Annotated in this window: 20 protein-coding genes; 6 read left to right on the plus strand and 14 right to left on the minus strand. The window is 72.6% G+C overall.

Annotated elements, in window-relative coordinates; all coding sequences use genetic code 11:
• Window positions 1–4 precede the first annotated feature (4 nt).
• Together ACWD4O_RS19315 and ACWD4O_RS19320 are read left to right on the plus strand one after the other, a co-directional pair.
• Window positions 5–607 (plus strand): hypothetical protein, encoded by a 603-nt coding sequence (locus tag ACWD4O_RS19315; RefSeq protein ID WP_451281213.1) that lies wholly within the window; start codon window positions 5–7, stop codon window positions 605–607.
• A 387-nt stretch (window positions 608–994) separates the two neighbouring features.
• A complete protein-coding gene (locus ACWD4O_RS19320; RefSeq protein WP_451281215.1) occupies window positions 995–2,062 on the plus strand; it encodes an RNA ligase (ATP) in 1,068 nt (355 codons plus the stop codon).
• Between the two features lie 67 nt (window positions 2,063–2,129).
• Here ACWD4O_RS19320 and soxR read toward each other — a convergent pair whose 3' ends face one another.
• The gene (soxR, locus tag ACWD4O_RS19325) at window positions 2,130–2,618 is read right to left on the minus strand and encodes a redox-sensitive transcriptional activator SoxR (RefSeq protein WP_451281217.1); all 489 of its coding nucleotides are present in this window, start codon (window positions 2,616–2,618) and stop codon (window positions 2,130–2,132) included.
• Between the two features lie 130 nt (window positions 2,619–2,748).
• On the opposite strand from soxR, the gene ACWD4O_RS19330 reads away from it, so the two are divergent.
• Window positions 2,749–3,210 carry a MaoC family dehydratase gene (locus ACWD4O_RS19330; protein ID WP_351914242.1) on the plus strand — a complete coding sequence of 154 codons (462 nt, stop codon included), beginning with the start codon at window positions 2,749–2,751 and terminating at the stop codon, window positions 3,208–3,210.
• 66 nt (window positions 3,211–3,276) lie between these two features.
• Here the strand turns inward: ACWD4O_RS19330 and ACWD4O_RS19335 are convergent, their stop codons facing one another.
• The 3 genes from ACWD4O_RS19335 to ACWD4O_RS19345 all read right to left on the minus strand — a co-directional run bounded on the left by ACWD4O_RS19335 (window position 3,277) and on the right by ACWD4O_RS19345 (window position 5,447).
• Complete coding sequence (locus ACWD4O_RS19335) at window positions 3,277–3,903, minus strand: TetR/AcrR family transcriptional regulator (RefSeq protein ID WP_451281219.1); 627 nt, start codon at window positions 3,901–3,903, stop codon at window positions 3,277–3,279.
• 91 nt (window positions 3,904–3,994) lie between these two features.
• A complete protein-coding gene (locus tag ACWD4O_RS19340; protein ID WP_451281220.1) occupies window positions 3,995–4,237 on the minus strand; it encodes a YiaA/YiaB family inner membrane protein in 243 nt (80 codons plus the stop codon).
• 58 nt (window positions 4,238–4,295) lie between these two features.
• Window positions 4,296–5,447 carry an acyl-CoA dehydrogenase family protein gene (locus ACWD4O_RS19345; protein ID WP_451281222.1) on the minus strand — a complete coding sequence of 384 codons (1,152 nt, stop codon included), beginning with the start codon at window positions 5,445–5,447 and terminating at the stop codon, window positions 4,296–4,298.
• Between the two features lie 84 nt (window positions 5,448–5,531).
• Between ACWD4O_RS19345 and ACWD4O_RS19350 the strand changes: the two genes are divergently transcribed.
• The 3 genes from ACWD4O_RS19350 to ACWD4O_RS19360 all read left to right on the plus strand — a co-directional run bounded on the left by ACWD4O_RS19350 (window position 5,532) and on the right by ACWD4O_RS19360 (window position 8,073).
• A complete protein-coding gene (locus ACWD4O_RS19350; protein WP_451281224.1) occupies window positions 5,532–6,170 on the plus strand; it encodes a TetR/AcrR family transcriptional regulator in 639 nt (212 codons plus the stop codon).
• Window positions 6,171–6,238: 68 nt separating this feature from the next.
• Window positions 6,239–6,979: an ArsR/SmtB family transcription factor gene (locus ACWD4O_RS19355; protein ID WP_451281225.1), complete on the plus strand. Its 741-nt coding sequence runs from the start codon at window positions 6,239–6,241 to the stop codon at window positions 6,977–6,979.
• A gap of 134 nt (window positions 6,980–7,113) precedes the next feature.
• A complete protein-coding gene (locus tag ACWD4O_RS19360; protein ID WP_451281332.1) occupies window positions 7,114–8,073 on the plus strand; it encodes a DMT family transporter in 960 nt (319 codons plus the stop codon).
• Between the two features lie 9 nt (window positions 8,074–8,082).
• Here the strand turns inward: ACWD4O_RS19360 and ACWD4O_RS19365 are convergent, their stop codons facing one another.
• From ACWD4O_RS19365 to ACWD4O_RS19410, 10 genes are all read right to left on the minus strand, one after another.
• Window positions 8,083–9,189, minus strand: a complete 1,107-nt coding sequence (locus ACWD4O_RS19365) for a Zn-dependent alcohol dehydrogenase (RefSeq protein WP_451281226.1) — start codon at window positions 9,187–9,189, stop codon at window positions 8,083–8,085.
• Window positions 9,190–9,204: 15 nt separating this feature from the next.
• Window positions 9,205–10,593 (minus strand): aldehyde dehydrogenase family protein, encoded by a 1,389-nt coding sequence (locus ACWD4O_RS19370; RefSeq protein ID WP_451281228.1) that lies wholly within the window; start codon window positions 10,591–10,593, stop codon window positions 9,205–9,207.
• 99 nt (window positions 10,594–10,692) lie between these two features.
• The gene (locus ACWD4O_RS19375; RefSeq protein WP_451281230.1) at window positions 10,693–12,054 is read right to left on the minus strand and encodes an ABC transporter ATP-binding protein; all 1,362 of its coding nucleotides are present in this window, start codon (window positions 12,052–12,054) and stop codon (window positions 10,693–10,695) included.
• A gap of 176 nt (window positions 12,055–12,230) precedes the next feature.
• On the minus strand, window positions 12,231–12,923 hold the full coding sequence (locus tag ACWD4O_RS19380) for a class F sortase (protein WP_451281232.1): 693 nt from the start codon (window positions 12,921–12,923) through the stop codon (window positions 12,231–12,233).
• Window positions 12,924–12,978: 55 nt separating this feature from the next.
• Window positions 12,979–13,992 (minus strand): hypothetical protein, encoded by a 1,014-nt coding sequence (locus ACWD4O_RS19385; protein ID WP_451281233.1) that lies wholly within the window; start codon window positions 13,990–13,992, stop codon window positions 12,979–12,981.
• A 103-nt stretch (window positions 13,993–14,095) separates the two neighbouring features.
• Window positions 14,096–15,343 (minus strand): MFS transporter, encoded by a 1,248-nt coding sequence (locus tag ACWD4O_RS19390; RefSeq protein WP_451281235.1) that lies wholly within the window; start codon window positions 15,341–15,343, stop codon window positions 14,096–14,098.
• 19 nt (window positions 15,344–15,362) lie between these two features.
• Window positions 15,363–16,802: a CitMHS family transporter gene (locus ACWD4O_RS19395; RefSeq protein ID WP_451281236.1), complete on the minus strand. Its 1,440-nt coding sequence runs from the start codon at window positions 16,800–16,802 to the stop codon at window positions 15,363–15,365.
• A gap of 141 nt (window positions 16,803–16,943) precedes the next feature.
• Window positions 16,944–19,181, minus strand: coding sequence for a molybdopterin oxidoreductase family protein (locus ACWD4O_RS19400; protein WP_451281238.1), 2,238 nt, complete (start codon window positions 19,179–19,181; stop codon window positions 16,944–16,946).
• Between the two features lie 94 nt (window positions 19,182–19,275).
• Complete coding sequence (locus ACWD4O_RS19405; RefSeq protein WP_451281240.1) at window positions 19,276–19,893, minus strand: TetR family transcriptional regulator; 618 nt, start codon at window positions 19,891–19,893, stop codon at window positions 19,276–19,278.
• A gap of 94 nt (window positions 19,894–19,987) precedes the next feature.
• On the minus strand, window positions 19,988–20,512 hold the full coding sequence (locus tag ACWD4O_RS19410; RefSeq protein WP_451281242.1) for a hypothetical protein: 525 nt from the start codon (window positions 20,510–20,512) through the stop codon (window positions 19,988–19,990).
• Window positions 20,513–20,553: the final 41 nt, after the last annotated feature.

Genomic DNA, 20,553 nt, shown 5'->3' on the forward strand with positions numbered 1-20,553 from the left:
GGCGATGGCGGGTTTCCGAAGTCTGGCAAGACAGGTGCGAGACCCTCGGTGCGATCTGGCGCTGCGGCGGTATTCGCTGCGTAAGTGCCTTGAGCGGTTCGCCCCCTACGGGCACAGGGCGACCTGGGACCACCTCTGCTCACGCGCCGGGTTCGGTCCGGAGGACCGCTCCCCCGACCCAGCGCGGCTCGTGGCCGCGCTGGACGAGCTGGAGGAGGCGCGCGCGGTGTGGCTGGCCTATGAGGTCGAGTTCGCCGCGCGCCGCAGGAAGGAGAAGCACGGCGGGTTGCGCAGGCCCGGCAGTGTGGACGACTGGCACCGGCTGACCTGGGGCGGCTTCGGCGTCGCCTGGTGCGACGACCCGCGACTTCACCCCCGTGAGTCGCTGGCCGAGGTACTGCGCAGGCTGATCTCCGCGCTGAAGCGGGAACCGGGCTCGGGCTGCCCGGTGTGCGGCGGCGAGCGGCTCCCGTGGAAGTACGAGCTGGATCACGAACCGTCGGCGGGCCCGGTCTGCGCGGACTGCGGAATCCTCGTACCGCGCCCGGTGCTCACCCCCGAAGCCCTGGCCTACGCCAGGCGCGGGCGGCTGCTGGTGTCGGCCTGAGGCCCTGACACCGGCCCTATGCTCTGCCCAAGGTCGGCCCACGGCCGACCTGAGAGTACGACGGGGGTGCGCCGGGGATGCCGCACCCCCTGTTCCACCGAGACGTTCACGAGCCACTCAGCCGAGCCGACGGATACCGACCCGACGGATACCGACCCGACGGATACCGAGCCGGCGGATGCCGAGCCGACGGGCGCGGGGCCACGGGATGCCGCGCCGAGGGGCGCTGACCCGGCAGGTCCGGAACAGGCCGTGTCCGACGGTCAGTTGGCGTGGGCGGGGACGTTACCAGGGGTTAAACGGGTCGCTCCATCCGTTTCCCGGCGGGCAGAGTCGGGGGGATGAAACCCAGCCGAGGAAGCCGTACCCGGCCCTGAAGGAGCCCTCATGTCGACGCTGCGCGTCACCGCCGAAGTGCTGACCATCCACGAACACCCGGGCGCGGACGCCCTCGAACTGGCCCAGGTCGGCCTGTATCGGGCCGTCGTCGCGAAGGGCGCCTACCGAACCGGCGAGGCCGCCCTCTACATCCCCGAGCAGTCGGTGCTCCCGGCCGAGCTGGTCGAGGAGCTGGGGCTGACCGGGCGGCTGGCGGGCAGCAGGTCGGACCGGGTGAAGGCGGTGCGGCTGCGGGGCGAGCTGTCGCAGGGGATCGTGTGCCGCCCGAAGGCACTGGTGGACGTCGACCTGGCGCTGGCCGCGGCCGAGGGCGCCGACTTCGCGGAGCGGCTCGGCATCGTCAAGTGGGTGCCGCCGATCCCGCCGACCATGAGCGGCGAGGTCGAGGCGGCCCTGGATCTGCTGCCGTGGGTGGACATCGAGAACATCCAGCGCTACCCCGGCATCTTCGAACCCGGCGAGCCGGTGGTCCTGACCGAGAAACTGCACGGCACGGCATGCCTGCTGACATACGTCGCGGACGAGGAGCGGGTGTACGTCTCCTCGAAGGGCTTCGGCGCGAAGTCCCTCGCCCTGGCGGAGGACCCGCGCAACCTGTACTGGCGTGCCGTGCGGGGCCACGGGGTCGCCGAGGCGGCGGCCGGGCTCGCCGAGCGACTGGGCGCCCGTCGGATCGGGATCTTCGGCGAGGTGTACGGAGCGGGCGTGCAGGACCTGACGTACGGCGCGGACGGGCGACGGGAAACCCTCGGATACGCGGTGTTCGACGTGTCCGCGGAGATCGACGGGACGCTGCACTGGCTGGACGCGGCGGAGCTGCTGGAGGGCCGACTGCCCCTCGTGCCCCGCCTGTTCGAGGGGCCTTACGACAGCGGCCGGGTCCTGGAGATCGCGACCGGCCGCGAGACGGTGTCCGGACGTGAGCTGCATCTGCGCGAGGGCGTGGTGATCCGGCCGGCCGTCGAGCGGTACAGCCCGGTGACGGGGGGACGGGCGATCGCCAAGGCGGTGAGCGGGGCGTATCTGACCCGCAAGGGCGGCACGGAGTACGAGTAGTCCTTCGCCGCCCCCGAGCAGCCCTTCGCCGCCCCCGAGCAGCCCTTCGCCGCCCCCGAGCGGCCCTTCACCGCTCCGAGCAGCCCTGCACCGTCCCCGCCTTGCGCTCCACCAGCAGGCGTGAGCCCGAGGCCCGTTCGCCGAAGACGTCGTCCGGGTTGGAGAGGACGCAGGTGGCGAGGGACAGACAGCCGCAGCCGATGCAGTCGGTGAGGTGGTCGCGGAGGCGGTTGAGCTGCTTGATGCGTTCGTCCAGCTCCGCACGCCATGCCTCCGAGAGGCGGGCCCAGTCCTCGCGGGTCGGGGTCCGCTCCTCGGGAAGCTCGGCGAGCGCCTCCCGGATGGTGGCCAGGGGGATGCCGACCCGTTGCGCCGCCCGGACGAAGGCGACGCGGCGCAGTGTGTCGCGGTGGTAGCGGCGCTGGTTGCCCGTCGTGCGGCGGCTGCTGATCAGGCCCTTGGACTCGTAGAAGTGCAGGGCGGAGACGGCGGCGCCGCTGCGCGCGGCGAGCTGGCCGACCGTGAGCTCGTGGATCTTCTCGGGAATCTGCGGCACCCCTCGAACCCTACCCACCGCCGCAGACCCGGGTCCGTTGACATCGACTCGACAGCCGACCATGCTAAGCAGTTGCTTAGACCTATGACATGGTGACCGGGCAGTTAGTGACGCGAGAGGGCCGACAGACATGGCAGAGCCGAGGATCTTCACGTCCGCCGACGACCTGAAGGCGGCGGTGGGCGAGCAGTTGGGGTACACCGACTGGCTGGACGTCGACCAGAAGCGGATCGATCTCTTCGCGGAGGCCACCGGCGACCACCAGTGGATCCACGTCGACCCGGAGAAGGCCGCCGCCGGCCCCTTCGGCACGACCATCGCGCACGGCTACCTCACCCTGTCTCTGCTGCCGCTCTTCGGCCCCCAGCTGATCAAGGTCGAGAACGTCAAGATGGGCGTCAACTACGGGACGAACAAGGTCCGTTTCCCCTCCCCCGTGCCCGTCGGCTCGCGGCTGCGCGCCACCGCGAAGATCACCGGCGTCGAGGACGTCACCGGCGGCGTCCAGGTCAGCGTCGCCTTCACGGTGGAGCGCGAGGGCGGGGACAAGCCGGTGTGCGTGGCGGAGTCGGTGTCCCGGTACTACCTGTAATACCCGTAGCACCTGTAACACCCGCAGTACCCGTACTACCTGTAGTACGGGTACTACATGTGGGCGCTACTTCGTCGCGCCCACCATCCGCAGCACGAGGTCGGCGTACAGCGCGCCGACCTCGTCGGGCGTGCGGGGGCCGTCGACGTTGAACCAGCGGGCCACGTCGATGCAGAGGGACAGCACGGCGAGGGTCGTGCCGCGTACGTCCTGCACATCGAACTCGCCGCTCGCCACGCCGTCCTCGATGATCCCGCGCACCTCGGCGTCGACCTGTCGGCGCAGGTCGAGGATCTCGGCGCGGGCCTCGGGGCCGAGCGCGTCCAGTTCGTACTGCACCACCCGCGCGGTGGTGCGGCGCCCGGCGTGCCAGCGCACGAAGGAGCTCACCGCCTCCGCGAGACGCCGGGTGGCGTCGCCGTCGCCGGCGGCCGCCGTGCGCAGGATGTCCAGCGCGCGGTCGTGGCCGATCCGGCTGATGCGGTGGAGCAGCTCTTCCTTGGTCTTGTAGTGGATGTAGAGGGCGGCCGGGCTCATCCCCGCACGGCCCGCGATGTCCCGGGTCGTCGTCGCGTGGTAGCCGCGCTCGGCGAAGGCCTCCACGGCGGCGACGAGCAGCCGCCGGGCCGCGTCAGGGGTGACCTCTTCCCACGGCTCGATCTCGCCGCCGGTCGTCTCCGCCGCCGTAGTCATCGCTCGTTCGCCCCTCTCGGTACAGGAGCTCCACCATACCGCCGAAGCTGAGCGCCCGCTTAGAGTGCCCGCTCAGAGCTTTTCCGTCTGCTCAGAGCTTCTCGAAGGGGCTGTATGTCCGGACCGCCGCGTCCTGCTTGTCCCTGATCACCTTGGCGAGGGTGAAGGCGGACGTCACGAGGTAGAGGACGGCGATCGCGAGGAAGCCGCGCACCCAGGCGTCGGCGTTCAGCTTGAAGATGCCGATGGCCGTCGCCGCCATCGCCACGGCGAAGGACGCGACCGCCTGGCCGTAGAAGGCGGCGGTGTTCTGCTTGACCGGTGTCTCACTCATGGGAGAAGCCTCGCCGGACGAGGCCTCCGTCACATCCGTCCGGCTACTCAGAAGGTACTCAGAACGCCGAAACCCCGGTCAGCGCCCGCCCGATGACCAGCTTCTGGATCTGGCTCGTGCCCTCGTAGAGGGTCATCACGCGGGCGTCGCGCAGGAGTTTGCCCGCCGGGTACTCGTCGATGTAGCCGTAGCCGCCGAAGACCTGGAGGGCGTTGTTGGCGGCGCGGACGGCGGCCTCCGAGGCGAAGAGCTTGGCCTTGGAGGACTCGGTGGCGAAGGGCAGGCCCCGGTCGATCAGGTCGGCGACCCGCCAGGTCAGCAGCCGCGCCGCGTCGACATCGACCGCGATGTCGCTGATCAGTTCCTGGACGAGCTGGTGGTGGGCGATGCTCCGGCCGAACTGCTCGCGCTCGCCCGCGTACCGGACCGCCGCGTCCAGGGCGGCCTGCGCGATGCCGACGCAGCCCGCCGCGACCGACATCCGCCCCTTGGCCAGCGCCGACATCGCGACCGAGAAGCCCTTGCCCTCCGGGCCGAGCAGCGCGGAGGCGGGCACCCGGACGTCGTCCAGGACCAGTTCCGCGGTCGTCTGGCCGCGCAGGCCGAGCTTGCCGTGGATGGTGCGGCGGGTCAGGCCGGGGGTGTCGGTCGGCACGAGGAAGGCGGAGACGCCCTTGTGGCCGGGGGCGTCGGTCGAGCGGGCGAAGAGCAGGACGACGTCGGCCCAGGCGCCGTTCGTGATGAACATCTTGGCGCCGTCGACGACATACGAGTCGCCGTCGCGGACCGCGCGGGTCGTCAGGTTGCCCGCGTCCGAGCCGGTGCCGGGTTCGGTCAGGCCGAAGCAGCCGACGGTCTCGCCGGACGTCAGCCCCGGCAGCCAGCGCCGCTTCTGCTCCTCGCTCCCCCAGGCGGCGATCGTCTTGGCGACCAGCCCGAGCGAGACGGAGACGATCCCGCGCACGGAGGAGTCCCCGCGGCCGAGTTCCTCCGTGACCAGACAGTAGGCGAGATGGTCGCCGCCCGAGCCGCCGTACTCCTCGTCGACGGTCAGCCCGAGGAAGCCGACCTCGCCGAGCTTCTTGACGATGGACCGGTCCACCTCCTCGGCACGGTCCCAGGCGACGACGTGCGGGGCGATCTCGCGCTCCACGAAGTCCCTGGCGAGCCGCTGGACGGCCGCCTGCTCCTCACTGAGCCCCAGATTCATGAATGCCCGCACCCTTGGATCAGCTGGCTCGACGCCATAAATTAGCACTGCTAGTTTCTGTGCCGCAGCCCTACTATGTGCGCCATGGCCCGACCGCGCAAGCCCCTCCTCAGCACCGACCGGATCGTCGAGACCGCACGGGCGCTCGTGGACGCGGAAGGCCTGGCAGCCGTCTCCACGCGCCGGCTCGCCGCCGAACTCGGGGTGAGCGGGCCCTCGCTCTACAACCACTTCCACACCAAGGACGAGATCCTGGAGGCCGTCGCCGACTCGGTGAGCGCCCAGGTCGATCTGTCGATGTTCGAGGACGGCCGGGAGTGGCGGACCGCGCTGCACGACTGGGCCGCCTCCTACCGGGCCGCCCTGCGGGACCACCCGAACATCGTCCCGGTGCTCGCCCAGGGCCCCGGCCGCCGCCCCGCCGGACTGCGCCTCGCCGACGCGGTGTACGGCGCGATGGTCCACGCCGGCTGGCCGCCCTCGCAGGCCACGTCCATCGGCGCGCTGATGCGCTACTTCATCATGGGCTCCGCGCTCGGCTCCTTCGCCGGCGGCTTCGTCGACGATGTGAGCGCGTACGACCCCGCCGACTACCCGCACCTCGGCCAGGCCCACCTCCTGGCCGAGCAGCAGGAGAAGATCGACGAGCGCGCGTTCGAAACCGGCCTGACGGCCCTGCTGGACGGGCTCGCCCAACAGTTCGAGCAGCTGCCCGCTTCCTGATGCGGACGCATTTCGGCTGACACAGTTCGGCTGACACAGTTCGGCGGGCGCCGAAGTATCCGTCGCTCATGCTGGAACGCGTGAGCATCAAGGACACCGGGAACCGCCGGGACGCACGGGCCCCGGGGCTGGCCGCCCTCGCCGGTCTCGTCGCCGACGAGACCCGGGCCGCCTGCTTGCTTGCCCTGCTCGACGGGCGGGCGTGGACCGCGGGCGAGCTGGCCCGGCACGCGGGGGTGGCCGCGTCGACGCTGAGCGAGCACCTGGGCAAGCTGGTCGCGGGCGGACTGCTGGCCGAGGAACGGCAGGGCCGGCACCGGTACGTACGGCTCGCCGACACCCGGATCGCCCAGCTGCTGGAGGACCTGGCCGCCGAGGTCGCCCCGGACCCCGCCCGCCGTCCGCGCGGCCTGCGCGCCTCCACCGCCGGCTCGGCGATGGCCCGGGCCCGCACCTGCTACGACCATCTCGCCGGCCGCCTCGGCATCACCGTCACCGACGCCCTCGCGGCACAGGGACTGCTGGACATCGAGGGCCGGGTCGGGCTGACCGAAGCGGGGCTGCGGTGGTTCGCGGGCAACGGCATCGCGCTCGACCTCACCACCCGACGCCCGCTCGCCCGCGCCTGCCTCGACTGGACCGAGCGCCGCCCCCACCTGGCGGGCGCCGCGGGCGCGGCCCTGTGCCGGCACGCCCTCGACGCGGGCTGGTGCGTACGCATCGGCACGGAACGTGCGGTGAAGGTGACCCCGTCGGGAGAGCGGGCGCTGCATGAGCTGCTCGGCATCGAGCCCGTCTCGCTCCGCTGAGGCGCCCCCGCCGCGGTGGCCGCTGCCGGCCACCGCGCACCGGCAGACGCACACGGCCGGACGCACACGATCAGACGCACACGACCGAAATCCGCGAGCTCTTCGCCCGTCGCCTTCGTAGCCTCAGGAGAATGATGACTCCCCGCCACACCCCCCTGCTCGCAGGCGCCGCGGCCACCGTGACCGTGGTCCTGTGGGCCTCCGCCTTCGTGTCGATCCGCAGTGCGGGCGACGCGTACTCGCCCGGGGCGCTGGCGCTCGGGCGGCTGGTCTGCGGGGCCGTGGTGCTGGGGGTCATCTGCGCCGTACGGCGTGTGGGGTGGCCGCCGAGGCCCGCCTGGCGCGGGATCGCCGTGTCGGGCGTGCTGTGGTTCGGCTTCTACATGGTGGTGCTCAACTGGGGCGAGCAGCAGGTGGACGCGGGGACGGCGGCCCTGGTCGTCAACATCGGGCCGATCCTCATAGCCCTGCTCGGCGCACGGCTGCTCGGGGACCCGATGCCGCCGCGGCTGCTGGCCGGGATGGCGGTGTCGTTCACCGGCGCGGTGGCCGTGGGGCTGTCGATGTCGGGCGAGGGCGGCGCGTCGGTGCTCGGCGTGGTCCTGTGTCTGCTCGCCGCCGTCGGCTACGCGGGCGGGGTGGTCGCGCAGAAGCCGGCGCTGGCCCGGGCGAGCGCGCTGCAGGTGACGACGTTCGGGTGTCTCGTCGGGGCGGTGGTGTGTCTGCCGTTCGCCGGGCAGTTGGCGCACGAGGCGGCCGACGCGCCGCTCTCGGCGACGCTCAACATGGTCTACCTGGGCGTCTTTCCGACCGCGCTCGCCTTCACCACCTGGGCCTACGCCCTGGCCCGGACGACGGCGAGCCGCATGGGAGCGACGACGTACGCGGTGCCCGCGCTGGTCGTGCTGATGTCGTGGCTGGCGCTGGGCGAGGTGCCGGGGCCGCTCACGCTGGCGGGCGGGGCGCTGTGTCTCGCGGGGGTGGCCGTGTCGCGGTCGCGGTCGAAGGCGGGCGCGCCGCCGGCCGCGCCGCCGGAGCGGGCTCCGGGGCCGCGGCCCGTGCGGCGGGACCCCGACCCCGAGGCCTCCCGGTAGCCCGGGCTTCTAGAAGACCACCAGCGCCCGGCCGCCCTTGCCGGCCAGCATGTTGTCGAAGGCCGCCGGGATGCCGTCCAGGGCGATCCGCTCCGTCACGAGGGCGGAGAGGTCCAGACGGCCGGCCCGTACGTGCTCGGCCAGGACGAGGAGGTCCTCGGCCGGGTCGGAGTTGCCGTACACGTAGCCGGACAGGGTCCTGCCCCAGTGGAAGAGTTCCAGCGCGTTGAAGGTGACCTGCTGGTCCTTGCCGCCGATGCCGACGACCGTGGTGCGGCCGCCGCGCCGGGTGGACTCCCAGGCGGTGCGGATGGTGACCGCGCGGCCCACGCACTCGACGGCCACGTCGACACCCTGCTTCCCGGTGAGGGCGCGGATCTCGCGGGCGGTCTGCGCGGAGGCGACGACGTACTCGGTGGCGCCCGCCGCCCGCGCCAGTTCCTCCTTCTCCGGGGAGACGTCGACGGCGACGATCGTCGAGGCGCCGGCGATGCGGGCCGACTGGAGGGTGGCCAGACCGACCCCGCCGACGCCGAAGACGGCGACCGTCTCGCCGGGCCTGACCCGGGCGGAGTGGTGGATCGCGCCGTAGCCGGTGAGCACCGCGCAGCCGAGGAGGGCCGCGTCGGTGAGGGGGATGCCGTCGGGCAGGGGCAGCAGGCAGGAGGCCGGGACGACCGTCTCCTCGGCGAAGGCGGCGACGTTCAGGCCCGGGTGGAGGTCGGCGCCGTCCGCCGTGCGGGCGTAGACCTCTGCGGCGCCGTTGAGCGCGTTGGCGCACAGCCAGACCTCGCCGAGCGAGCAGGCGTGACAACGTCCGCAGGACGGAGCCCAGTTGAGGACGACGCCGTCACCGGGCGCAAGGTGTTCGACTCCTTCCCCGACGGAGACGACCGTGCCGGCGCCCTCGTGTCCCAGGACCGCGGGGACCGGCACTCGCATGGTGCCGTCGGACAGGGACAGGTCGGAGTGGCAGACGCCGACGGCGGCGAGCCGGACGCGGACCCGGCCGGGGCCGGGCTCCGGAAGGTCGATCTCCGTGATCTCGAGCGGAGCGCCGACGGCGGGCAGTACGGCGGCTCGGACGAAGGGGCGGGCGGCGGCTCGGACGGCCATGGCGGGCTGACTCCCTTAGAACTGGAGGGACTTGGTCTGGAGGTACTCGGCGAGACCGTGCGCGCCGAGTTCGCGGCCGACGCCCGACTGCTTGTAGCCGCCGAAGGGGGCGAGGGGGTTGAAGCGGCCGCCGTTGATGTCGACCTGGCCGGTGTCCATCCGACGGGCGAAGGCCACCGCCGCCGCCTCGTCGCCGGCCCAGACGGCGCCCGCGAGCCCGTACACCGTGCCGTTGGCGATCCGCAGGGCGTCGTCCTCGTCCTCGTAGCGCAGGACGGTCAGGACCGGGCCGAAGATCTCCTCCTGGGCGACGGTCATGTCGGGGGTCACATCGCGGAAGACCGTGGGGCTGACGAAGTAGCCCTGTTCGCGCGGGGCTTCGGGGCCGCCCACGACCAGCCGCGCCCCCTCGGCCACGCCTTTCTCGATGTAACCCCGTACCCGTGCCTGCTGCGCGGCGCTCACGACCGGGCCGATGCGCTCGCCGTACTTGGCGGCCGCCGCCGCGGCGAGCTCGACCGCCGCCTCGTACTGGTCGCGGTGGACGAGCATCCGGGTCCAGGCGCTGCACGTCTGGCCCGAGTTGGACATCACGTTGGCGACGCCGACGTTGACCGCCTTGGCGAGGTCCGCGCCGGGCAGGATGACGTTGGCGGACTTCCCGCCGAGTTCGAGGGCGACCTTCTTGACGGCCGCGCCCGCCGTCGCGGCGATCCGCCTGCCCACGGCCGTGGAGCCGGTGAAGGAGACCAGGTCGACGTCGGGGTGTTCGGCGAGCGCCTGGCCGGCGACCGGGCCGAGGCCGGTGACGAGGTTGAAGACGCCGGCCGGGACGCCCGCCTCATGGACGGCCTCGGCGAAGAGCTGGGCGGTGAGCGGGGTGTCCTCGGCGGGCTTCAGGACCACGGTGCAGCCCGCGGCGAGCGCCGGGGCGACCTTGGCGACGATCTGGTGCAGCGGGTAGTTCCAGGGGGTGATCGCGCCGACCACGCCGATCGGCTCGTGGAAGACGGTCGAGTTGCCGACCCGCTCCTCGAAGGAGTGGGTCGCGGCCAGCTCGGCGTAGGAGCCCGCGACCGCGATCGGCACGGCCGCGTGGACCGCCTGGGAGAACGCCAGGGGCGAGCCGAGTTCGGCGGTGACCGTCTCGGCGATCTCCTCCTTGCGGGCGACCAGGACGTCCCGGAGTGCGGTCAGCCGGGCCGCGCGCTCGGCGGGCGGGGTCGCGGCCCAGCCCGGCAGGGCGGCGCGGGCGGCCCGTACGGCGGCGTCGACGTCGACGGCGTCGCCCGCCGGGACCCTGCCGATCACCTGTTCGTCCACCGGGTCGACGACCTCGATCACGTCCTGGCCCGCGGCCGGGCGCCATGCGCCGTCCAGGTAGATGCCGTCGTGTGCCTTCATCGCGTTCCCTCCGGGCGGTGCTCGTCGTCCGCGACCTAAACTAGCGTCGATAGTTTTGAGGCACCAGAGGACGCCGGAGGGGCGCTGGAGTACGCCTCGTCACCCGACCAGGTCGTCGAGGTCGTCCAGGTCCGGTAACCGGTCCGGGGCCGGACTGATGCGCTCGCCGTGCTGGTCGAAGACGAAGAGATGGGCGATGTCGACGAGGAGGGGGATCTGCATGCCGTGGCGGAGGTCGTAGTCGGGGGTGGTGCGCACGACGAGGTCGCCGAGGGCTCGGCTCTCGGGGACGCCGGAAGACGGGCCCTGCCCCGACGGCTCGTCCAGGACCACGACCGGCCCGGCGCGCAGGCCGCCCGCGCGCTCCCGCAGCCGGCCGAGCACCCCGCCGCGCTCGCGACGACGCCGCCGTGACGACGGCTGCGGGGCGGGCCGTGGCGCCTCCAGATCCGGCACGAGGGCGGGCCGGGAGCCGGTGTTGAAGTGGACGAGCACCTCATGTCCCTGGAACTCGACGTGCTCCACGAGGCCGGTGATGTGCGTCTCGCCGGGTCGGGCGTCGGCGGGCGTGGCGATGCGGACGGCCTCCGAGCGCAGTCCGACGATCACCTCACGGCCCTGCTGCACACGCAGCAACTTGTGGTCCAGGCAGTGGGGTTCGGGCAGCCGGAGGGCCTGCTTGCCGAGGCTGATCGTCATCGCCCCGTCGAGCGGGGCGCGCACCACGCCGCGCAGCAGGTTGATGCGCGGGGTGCCGATGAAGGCGGCGACGAAGACGTTGCGCGGCAGCGCGTAGACCGCGCGCGGGGTGCCCACCTGCTGGAGGACTCCGCCGCGCAGTACGGCGACCCGGTCGCCGAGCGACATGGCCTCGGCCTGGTCGTGCGTGACGTAGACCGTGGTGACGCCCAACTCCCGGGTCAGCTTGGAGATCTCGGCCCGCAGATGGTTGCGGAGCTTGGCGTCGAGGTTGGACAGCGGCTCGTCCATCAGGAAGGCGGAGGGGTGCCGGGCGATCGCCCGCCCCATGGCGACCCGCTGCCGCTCGCCGCCGGAGAGCTGGCCGGGAAAGCGGTCGAGGAGGTCCTCGATGCCGAGCATCCGGGCGGTGGCGTCCACGCGCGGGGCCGGATCGGCGCCGGGCGTCTCGATGCGCAGCGGGAAGCCGATGTTGTCGCGGCCGGTCATGTTCGGATAGAGAGCGAAGTTCTGGAAGACCATCGCGATGTCCCGATCCGAAGGCGCCAGGTCGTTCGCGTACGCGCCGTCGAGCCGCAGCTCGCCCTCGGTGATGTGCTCCAGCCCCGCGATCATCCTGAGCACGGTGGACTTCCCGCACCCGGAGGGGCCCAGCAGCACCAGGAACTCACCGGGGGCGATGTCCAACGACAGCCGGTCCACGACCCGGCTGCCCCGGACATGGACCTTGCTGACGTCGTGCAGAGAGATGGCGCGTGTCATGAGAAGCGTCCCGGAGACTCGGCTTGTGAGTCACGGAAGCTAACGGACTGTACGCACCCGCGGAAGAGAGGGGACCGAATCGGACACCACCGTCCGATACCCGAGAAACCGGACTGCCTGATTCGGCGGGCGGGCGCGGGCCCGGTCGGGCGGGGCCGCCGGTCGCGGGCGGCGGGTCAACGGGTCGCTGTCAGATGGGCGAAGACCACGACGTTGCTGGTGTAGCCCGTCGCATGGCGGAAGAGGCCGCCGCAGGTGAGGATGCGGAGCTCGGGGCGGCGGGCCGGGCCGTAGACCTCCTTGTCGGGGAAGGTGGCCTTGTCGAAGACCCGTACCCGGTCCACGGTGTAGACAGCGGTGCGCCCGTCCGCGCGCTTGGCCTCGATCCGGGCGCCCCGGGCCACCCGCGCGAGGCCGGCGAAAACCGCGGGGCCGGTCTTGGTGTCGCGGTGTCCGACGGCGACGGCCGTGCCCCGCTCTCCCGGGGTGGGGCCGCCGGCGTACCAGCCGACGAGCTTGGGCCTGTCCAGCGGCGGGGTCCCGAGGTGCCGATCGGGGCCGAGCCGCAGCGGGACGATCGGCGCGACGATGCCCAGCGAGGGCACGCGCAGGGTGGTCGCCGGGGACCGGGGCAGCGGGCGGGGAGGGGGCTTGCGGGGCCCGGACGCCTTCTTGCCCGCCGCCCGCTCGCCCTCGTCGGCCTTGCCCGCTGTCCGCTCGTCCTCGTCGGCCTTGCCCGTCCTCCGCTCGTCCTCGTCGGCGCCGCCCCCGGCGGTCGGGGCGGCCGGGGCCCCGGCCCGGGCCGGGGCGACCGGAACGTCGTGCCCCCCGCACCGGACTCCCGCCGTCACCAGGACGACCGCGAGCACGGCCGTCCTGGTGAGGCGAAACGCACGAGTCCGGTGCCAGGGCCTGCGTGCGCGCCTACGCGGCACCGTGCGTGCGCCGGCGGGTCAGTCGGAAGTACGCGACGCCGCCCACGGCCACCAGACCGACGGCCGCGGCTCCGGCCAGCGGGGTGAAGGCCTGCGTGGTGTCGGCGAGGCCGCCGCCGCCCGCGTGGACGCCGCCCTCCGGACCGCCGCCCTTCTCGCCGCTCCAGGCGCTGCCGCTCTGCTCGCTGCCGCTCTGTCGGCCGGCACCCTGACCCGTGGCGGTCTGACCTGTGGCGGTCTGACCCGTCGCAGTCTGACCCGTAGCGGCCTGACCGGTAGCGGCCTGACCGGTAGCGGCCTGACCGGTCGTGGTCTGATCGGCAGCCGACTGGCCCGCGGCGTTCTCGCCGGCCGCGGTCTGGCCGGCGGGGGTCTGGCTTGCAGCGGTCTGGCCGGTGGGGGCCTGGCTTGCAGCGGTCTCGCCGGTGGGAGCCTGGCTTGCAGCGGTCTGGCCGGTGGGAGTCTGGTCGCCGTCGGCCTGGTCGCCGCCCCGGCCGCCCGGAGCCGCGGCCTCCCGGCCGTCGTCCGTGATCGGCCGGTTCGGACCCCGGCCCCCGCCGCGCCCCTCCTGACCGCAGTTGATCCGGAAGACCTTCACCCTGGTCGAGGCGACGACCCCGCCCGAGGCCGAGGGAAGGTCCCAGCTGAGCGTGTACGAGCCCTCGGCCAGCCCCAGCACGTCGGTGTGCCCGGCGCCCTGGGTCAGGTTGATGGTGCCGGTCACGGTGGCGGTGCCTTCCGTGGGGGGCTTCGCCTGGATGGTGTAGGAGACGGATCTGAGGTCGGCGAAGTTCGCGGCGTCGAGGTAGAAGCGGCAGGCCACCGGGTCGTCCTTCGAGACGCCGAGGGGTACCTGCTCGCGGTGGATCCTGATGTCGCCGGCTTCCCCTACGGCCATGGCGGACGGCGCGGCGAGGCAGGTGAATCCCGCCGCGGCCAGCACCGTGAGGGCCGTGGCGCCGAGGCGGGAGCCGCGAGCGGACGGGAGCGTCGAGGTGGACATGTGCATTCCTCCGAGTCAGGACGATTTTCATACAAATCGTTCTCGCACCTGACTCTCTTTCACATCGACGCCCCCGACTGTGGGAGCGCCGCCCGACGCGCCGTCAGACATCGCTCGACCGGCGCAATCCCGATCTGGAGCGCCGTCCGGCCGGGGCCGCCCCCGTGCCCCCTCCCCCGCGCGGCTCCCCCGGCGACCGCACCGCCACCCCGGACGAGATCAGCAGCAGCACCCCCAGCATCACGAACGGCGCGGCCACACCCGCGACCCCGGCCACCAGACCCGCGGCGGCCGGCGCGGCGACCTGGCCGAGCCGGTTGCCGGTGAGACGCAGCGCGAGGGCGGTGGACCGGGCGCCGTCGGGTGCGGCCTGGACGACCGTGGTCATGGACAGCGGCTGCCCGACGCCGAGGCAGAAGCCGAGCAGCGCGAGGATCACGCCCAGCCCCCAGACCGGCGCCGGCAGCGCGATCCCGGCGCACAGCACGGCCGCCAGCAGACAGGTCACGGTGAGCAGCGCGGTCCGGCCGAGCAGCCGCAGCAGCGGGGTGAGGACGAGCCGACAGGCGATGGAGGCCGCCGCGCGGACGCTGAGCAGGATGCCGATCACGGACGGCGCGATGCCCCGGTGTTCGCCGACCACCGGCAGGTAGGCGGTGAGGATGTCGGTCGCGGACAGCACGGAGAGGCTGATGAGGATGCCGGCGGGGACGCCCCGGGCGTGCAGGATCCGGCCGACGGGGACGCGATCGCCGTTGCCCGCAGGGGACTTGGGCCGCGTGTCACGGTGTTCGATGCGCCACAGCGAGGTGAACGCGACCGCGCAGCCCGCCCCCGCGACGAGCAGGGCCAGCGCGCTGCTGCCCGCCATGTCGGGACCGCCGATCAGCGCTCCGGCCGCTATGGGGCCGATCAGCTGGCCGAGGGAGGCGCCGATGGTGAAGTGGCCGAAGTTGCGGTCCTGTTCGTGCGGCGCGGACTGGCGGGCGACCAGCGACTGGGAGCCGATGACGAAGCAGAGGTGGCCGAGGCCCATCACCCCGCTCCACAGGGCCATCGTCCACAGCGAGCCGGCGAGGCCGCTCAGCACGCAGCCGCCGGATATGAGGACCACGCCGACGGGCAGCAGGGGCGCGCAGCGGCCGTGGTCGGTGCGCCGGCCGAGCGGCACGGCCGCGAAGAGGGGCAGCAGCGCGTACACGCCGGCGATGACACCGATCGCCCGCTCGTCGGCGCCGAGCGCGAGGGCCCGGTAGGAGACGGCGGGCCGGGCCATCGACACCGCCCCCTGCGCGAAGCCGAAGGCGATGACGAGACGGAGCAGCCAGCCACGGTTCCTACCGGGCCTCACAAGTTCCTCCACGGGTGGGTCAGATGATCCCGAACAGCATGCCCGCACCGAGGATCACCAGGCAGGTGAGGGCGGCCCACTTGACGACGAACCTGGTGTGGTCGCCGAACTCGACCTTCGCCATGCCGACGAGGACGTAGACGGCCGGGACCAGCGGGCTGGACATGTGCAGGGGCTGGCCGACGAGCGAGGCGCGGGCCATCTCCAGCGGGGAGACGCCGTGCGCCGCACCGGCCTCGGCGAGGACGGGCAGGACGCCGAAGTAGAAGCCGTCGTTCGACATGAAGTAGGTGAGCGGGAGGCTCAGGACGCCGGTGACGAGCGCCATGTGCGGGCCCATGCCCTCGGGGATGACGTCGACCATCCACTTGGCCATGTGGTCGACCATGCCCGTGCCCTGCAGGACGCCGGTGAAGACGGCGGCGGCGAAGACCATGCCGGAGACGTTGAGGACGTTGTCGGCGTGGGCGGCGAGCCGCTCCCGCTGGGACGGGATGTGCGGGAAGTTGACGGTGAGGGCGAGCGCGGCGCCGAGCAGGAACAGCACCGGGATCGGCAGCCACTCCATGATCATGGCGGTCAGCAGGGAGACCGTGAGCAGCGCGTTGAACCAGTACAGCTTGGGGCGCAGGGTGGCCCGGTGCGGGTCGAGGCCCTTGAAGTCGTCGTCGTCCTCGGCCTCGTCGCCGAGCGCGACGGCGCCGCCGGAACCTCCGACCGGGGCAACGACCTTGTCGGTGCCTGAGCCGCCGCCGGCGCCGGCGCCCACGAGCACGGACTCCGTCTGCTCGACCTTCTCCTCGAGGAGCGTCTTCTCGTCCACCAGCGCCTCGTCCAGCGTCAGCACGCCGAGCCGGGCGCGCTCGCGGCGGCCGAGGACGTAGGAGAGGGCGATGACGAAGAGCAGGCCCACGGCCAGCGCCGGGATCATCGGCACGAAGATGTCGCTGGCGTCGAGCTTCAGCGCGGTGGCGGCTCGGGCGGTCGGCCCGCCCCAGGGCAGCGTGTTCATCACGCCGTTGGCCATGGCCGCGACACCGGTCATCACGACCAGGCTCATCTTCAGGCGCTTGTACAGCGGGTACATCGCCGAGACGGTGATCATGAAGGTGGTGGAGCCGTCGCCGTCCAGGGAGACGATCGCGGCGAGCAGCGCCGTGCCGACGACGATGCGCAGCGGGTCGGCCTTGGCGAACTTGAGGATGCCTCGGACGATCGGGTCGAAGAGGCCGACGTCGATCATCACACCGAAGTAGACGATCGCGAACATGAGCATCGCCGCGGTGGGGGCGAGGCTGGTGACGCCGTCGATGACGTAGTCACCGAGCTTGGCGCCCTTCCCGACGAAGACGCAGAACAGGGCCGGGATCAGTACGAGCGCCGCGATCGGCGACATCTTCTTCAGCATGATCAGGACCAGGAAGGTCGCGATCATGGCGAAGCCGAGGATGGTCAGCATGAATGGATACCTAACGTTCGCCCTTGAACATCCCACCTGGGGGTCGGCGGTGCGATGACGTTAGGCCCGTTTAAACGGTGTTAACAAGGAGTTTGCGTGCGAGCAATAAGCGCAAAACTCCAGGTCACGGCTTTGCTCAGCTCACAGGGCCAGTACGGCGGCGCATTCCACGGGCACTCCGTTGAGGACCGCGTTGCCGGACAGGGGGTCGAGCAGGCTGCCGTCGAGGAGCTGGTTGACGTTGACGCCGGGGTCGACGGCGGCGTGGCTGAGTCGGGTGCCGGGGCGGTCGTGGCCCCAGCCGTGCGGCAGGCTGACGACGCCCCGGCGCACGCCGTCGGTGACCTCGGCCGGCGCGGTGACCTCTCCCCCGGCGCCCTTCACCCGCACCGGCGCCCCGTCGCGCACGCCGAGCCGTTCGGCGTCCTCGGGGTGGATGTGCAGGGTGCAGCGGTTGGTGCCGCCGGTGAGGGCGGGGACGTTGTGCATCCAGCTGTTGTTGGACCGCAGATGCCGCCGACCGACGAGGACGAGGCCCTCGGGCTCGCGCCGCAGGCCCTCGCGCAGGCGCGGGAGATCGTCGACGATCGGCTGCGGGAGCAGTTCGATCCGTCCGCTGCGGGTCTTCAGCGGCTGGGGCAGGCGGGGGCGCAGCGGGCCGAGGTCGATGCCGTGCGGGGCGGCGAGCAGCCGGGCCAGGCCCAGTCCGTCCGGGCGGGCGCCGAAGCCGTCGCCGTAGGGGCCGAGGCGCAGCATCATGTCGAGGCGGCGCTCGGGGCCGCTCTCGCCGGTGAGCTGCGCGGCGAGCTCCTGGGGGTCGCGGCCGTGCACGGGCGAGTGCGCCTCCGTGACGGCCTTGCCGAGGGTCTGGCCGATGACGAGGTCGTCGACGGCCGACGGGTCCGCGCCGTGCATGCCGGTCGCGGCGAGGGTCAGCCGGGCGAGGATCTCGGTCTCGGCCATCCGGCCCGGCTCCAGCGGGACGGGGGCGCGGTTGTAGCGGACCTGGTTGCGGACGGCGAGGGTGTTGAAGGCGAAGTCGTGGTGCGGGCTCTGCGAGGGCGGCGGCGGGGGCAGCACGACGTCGGCGTGGCGGGAGGTCTCGTTGAGGTAGGGGTCGACGCTGACCATGAAGTCGAGCGAGTCGAGCGCCTTGTCGAGCCGGTCGCCGTCCGGGGCGGACAGCACGGGGTTGGCGGCGACGGCGACGAGCGCGCGGATCGGCTCGCCCTCCGGCGTCGCGGTGTCGATCTCCTCGGCGAGCGCGGACAGCGGCAGCTCGCCCTTGGCCTCGGGGTGCCCGCTCACCCGGGAGCGCCAGCGGGCGAGCCGGAAGCCGTGGCCGGGGCCGGCCGGACGGGGGGTCCGGTCGGTGGCGGCCTGCGGGAAGAGCGCGCCGCCGGGCCGGTCCAGGTTGCCGGTGAGGATGTTGAGGACGTCGACGAGCCAGCTGGCGAGTGTGCCGTAGGGGACCGTGCAGCTGCCGATGCGGCCGTAGACGGCGGCGGTGGGGGCGGCGGCGAGTTCGCGGGCCAGGGTGCGGACGATCGCGGCGTCCACGTCACAGGCGGCGCTGACGGCCTCGGGGGTGAAGTCCTGGACGGACTCGGCGAGTTCGTCGAGGCCCTCGATGTGCGGGGCCAGCTCCCCCAGGTCCACCAGGCGTTCCTCGAACAGCGTGTACGCCATCGCCGCGAGGAGCAGCGCGTCGGTGCCCGGCCGGATCGCGATGTGCCGGTCGGCGAGCTTCGCGGTGCGGGTGCGGCGCGGGTCGATGACGGTGAGCGTGCCGCCGCGGGCCTTGAGCGCCTTGAGCTTGCCGGGGAAGTCGGGGGCGGTGCACAGACTCCCGTTGGATTCCAGGGGGTTGGCGCCGATCAGCAGGAGATGGTCGGTGTGGTCGAGGTCCGGCACCGGGATCGCGTTCGCGTCGCCGAAGAGCAGTCCGCTGGAGACGTGCTTGGGCATCTGGTCGACGGTGGAGGCGGTGAAGAGGCTGCGGGTGCCGAGGCCGGCGATCAGGACGGTCGGGTAGAGCGCGCCGGCCATGGTGTGCACGTTGGGGTTGCCGAGGACGACACCGACGGAGTTCGCCCCGTACCGCTCGACGACCGGCCGGATCCCGGCGGCCACGGCGTCGAAGGCCTCCTGCCAGGTGGCCTCGCGCAGTTCGCCGTCCCGGCGCACCAGGGGCGTCCGGAGCCGGTCGGGGTCTGCGTCGACGGCGCCGAAGGAGGCGCCCTTGGGGCAGATGAAGCCCTTGCTGAAGACGTCCTCCCGGTCGCCGCGGGCGCCGGTGACCTTCGTCCCCTCGATGGTGAGCGTCAGCCCGCAGGTGGCCTCGCACAGGGGGCAGATTCGCAGGGCGGTGCGGGACACGGGTCCTCCTGGAGCGGCGGCAACGATGACGCACGGACTGCCACCGAGCATACCGACCGGTACGCAGGGAGGGGAGGGGTCTTCGGGCGACCGCTCAGTCCAGCACGCGCGCCAGATACGACCGCAGCAGCGCGCGCGTCTCGTCGATCACCTTGGCGTCGCCCTCCGGATCCACCCGGAAGGCCAGGTGGACGAGGGTGTCGGCGGTCTCCACGGCGATCAGGAAGGTGCGGCGCAGGTCGTCGTCGGGCTCCCGGACGAGATAGTCGGAGAGCAGGGCGGTGAGGCGGTCGGCGACGCGGTGGTTGGGCTCGGCGTGCCGGGCGCCGACCGGGATCTGGTTGCCGAAGTCGACGAGGGAGAACCCGGGCGCGGTGCGCTTCATGGCCAGGTACTCGTCCAGCACGGCGTCCATGGCGGCCCGCCAGTCCCCCCGACGGGCCCCCTTGAGCCGCTCCGTGACGCGCTCGGAGTAGCGCTCGAGGTTGCGCTGCGCGAGCGCGTCGGCCATCTGCCGCTTGTTGCCGAAGAAGCGGTAGACGGAGCCGATGGGGACGCCGGCGCGCTCGGCGACGGCGCGGGTGCTCAGGGCGTCGTAGCCGACCTCGTCCAGCAGGTCGGCGCAGGCGTCGAGAATCCTGGTCAGCCGTTCGGCGCTGCGCCGCTGCACGGGCGCACGACGGAGGGATGTCGCTTGGGGCACGGACTTCATGATGCCTTTCCGCCGCGGCCAGGTGAACCTCGCCCCTCGATACGGAAAAAGATGCCTGATGCACTCACAGGGAGGGCGGGCGCGGGCAGGGCACTCAGGACGCGGGCTCGGACGCCGTGACGTCCGCCGTGCTCTGCACCGGCTTGCCGTCCACCGCCCACACCGTGCCGTCGTCCGCGTACAGCCGGGCGGTGACCTGGTGCGTGCCGTGCGGGAGGTAGCCGGCCGGGATGCGGTAGGCCGGGGTGCGCAGGTCGGCGACCGGCGCGTCGTCCACGAAGAGCCGGGCGACGCCCTGACCGTGGACCGCCCGCGGCTTCGTCCCGGCGGCGGGCGTGAACCGGAAGTTCTCCACCTTCAGACGGACGTCCCAGCTGCCGTCGGCCTCGGGCTCCACCTCGACGCCGACCTCGGGCGCCCCCTCCTTCTCCACCTCCCGGTAGTGCCGGCCTTCGCCGTCCGTGTCCTTCAGGACCTTGCCCACGGGCGACGGGGAGAGCGACACCGCGGTCGTGGCCTCCTGCCCCTCAGGGGCATCACTGGTGCCGCAGCCCGCGGATCCGGTCAGCAGCAGGACACAGACCGCGGCCACGGCAAGGCTTCCGCGCGTCCACGACATGCGGGGGAGCGTAGAACAACGGACCGACACGCGGATCCCCC

The sequence above is a fragment of the Streptomyces sp. NPDC002623 genome (assembly GCF_053592635.1).